We start from the raw sequence: 2202 nt of genomic DNA on the forward strand, positions 1-2202 counted from the left end.
GGCGCGGACGGCATCGTGGTGTCCACGCTGCGCAACGATGGTTGGGTCACGCTCGATCCGGGCTTCCTGACCACCGCGCAGTGCGAATCGAAAATCACGTACATCGACGGCAAGAACTCCATCCTGCGCTACCGAGGCTATCCGATCGAACAGCTATGCGAGCAGTCCGACTTCCTGGAAGTGGCGTGGCTGCTGCGCCACGGCGAACTGCCCAGCAAGGAGCAGTACGACCGTTTCATCTCCGATATCAACCACCGCACGATGGTGGGGGAGGACTTCCGCACCTTCATGGGCTCCTTCCCGCGCACCGCGCATCCGATGAGCGTGATGGCCTCCGCCGTCAACGCGCTCGCCACCTTCTATCCGGACACCACGGACATCAACGACTCCGACCAGCTTGACGAGGCGGCGACCATCATCATGGCCAAGGCCCGTACCATCGTGAGCTACATCTTCCGCCGCCGCCGCGATGAGCCGATGCTGTACCCGGATTACTCGCGTGGCTACGTCGATGATTTCCTGCGCATGTGCTTCGCCGTACCATATGAGCCGTTCGAATCCGATCCGCTGTACGTGCACGCGCTCGGCCGACTGCTCATCATCCACGCCGACCATGAACAGAACTGCTCCACCTCCGTGGTACGCATCGCCGGTTCCGCGCACGCCAACCTGTATTCCGCAATCGCGGCCGGCATCAACGCGCTGTCCGGCCCGCTGCACGGCGGCGCGAACGAAGCCGTGCTCCGCCAGCTTAAGGCGATTCGCGATTCGGGCAAGACCGTCAGGGAGTTCGTGGAGGATGCCAAGGCCAACGGCCAGCGCATTTCCGGACTGGGGCACCGCGTCTACAAGTCGTACGATCCGCGTGCGGCCATCGCCAAGGGCTATTTGGAGAAGATCATGGCCCGCTCCGACACGTTGAAACTGCCGGCCGACGAGCGCGCGCTGTTCGACGTGGCCACTGAGCTGGAGCAGATCGCATTGAACGACGATTACTTCGTCTCCCGCCACCTGTATCCGAACGTCGACTTCTACACCGGACTGATTTACCGTGCCATCGGTTTCGACCCGGCCATGTTCACCACGCTGTTCGCGCTTGGACGCATCCCCGGCTGGATTGCGCAGTACCGTGAGATGCTCGCCGATCCGAACACCAAGATCGGTCGTCCGCGCCAGGTCTACACCGGCTACACAAAGCGCGATTACGTGCCGATGGACCAGCGCTGACCGCAGGTTCCGGCGTGTGCGCGGAACCGGCCTTCGGACCTGCGTCCGCGTCTGCCGCGACTTGCCGCTACAGTGTTTCAAGGAACCGAAGAATCCAACGAACGGAACCTCCCATGGTTCCGGCATCCTCAAAGGAGCGTACACATGACTGATCAGCGTACCGCGTGGGGCTGGGGTCTGGCGAGCATCGATGCCGCCGGCAACACCCTGGACGTCTGGTATCCGGAACTCAAGCTGGGACAGGCGCCAGCCGAATCCGCGCGTCCGAACCATAATTTCGGCGCCATCGCGCATGACGAGGCCGATGCACGTGGAGTGCGCCGTGTGCCGGTCTTCACCGTATCCAAGTTGGACGAGCCGATCGAGGACGCGGCGGACGCCTACCTGCGTCTGCACCTGCTGAGCATGCGTCTGGCCAAGCCGAATACTTTGAACCTTGATGGCATCTTCGCCAAGCTGAACAATGTGGTGTGGACCAATTACGGTCCGTTCGCGGTCGAGGATTTCGCTTTGCGCAAACTTGACGTGATGGCCACCACGCGTCAGGCGGGTGCCGCGTTGGCTCCGCACGTCGACGTGAGCGTGCTGTCCATCGACAAATTCCCGCGTATGGTCGATTACGTCGTGCCGTCCGGCGTGCGCATCGGCGACGCCGATCGCGTGCGTCTGGGTGCGCACCTGTCCGAAGGCACCACCGTCATGCATGCCGGTTTCGTGAACTTCAACGCCGGCACCCTTGGCGTCTCCATGGTCGAAGGCCGTGTCTCGCAAGGCGTTGTGGTCGGCAACGGCTCCGACATCGGCGGTGGCGCGTCCATCATGGGTACCCTGTCCGGCGGCGGCAAGCTGAAGAACTCCATCGGCGAGCATTCCCTGCTTGGCGCGAACGCCGGCATCGGCATCTCTCTGGGCGACAATTGCGTGGTCGAGGCTGGCCTGTACGTCACGGCCGGAACCAAGGTCACCATCTACGAC

General features: G+C 62.8%; 2 protein-coding genes. Both read left to right on the forward strand.

Annotated elements, in window-relative coordinates:
* Positions 1-1227, forward strand: a 1227-nt coding sequence (locus ACR0P8_RS09400) for a citrate synthase (protein WP_432624804.1), incomplete at its 5' end; no start/stop codon positions are given.
* Positions 1228-1371: 144 nt separating this feature from the next.
* On the forward strand, positions 1372-2202 hold an 831-nt coding region (dapD, locus tag ACR0P8_RS09405; protein WP_432624805.1), incomplete at its 3' end, for a 2,3,4,5-tetrahydropyridine-2,6-dicarboxylate N-succinyltransferase.

The sequence above is a fragment of the Bifidobacterium sp. genome, from assembly GCF_050874245.1.
Classification (GTDB): Bacteria; Actinomycetota; Actinomycetes; order Actinomycetales; family Bifidobacteriaceae; genus Bifidobacterium.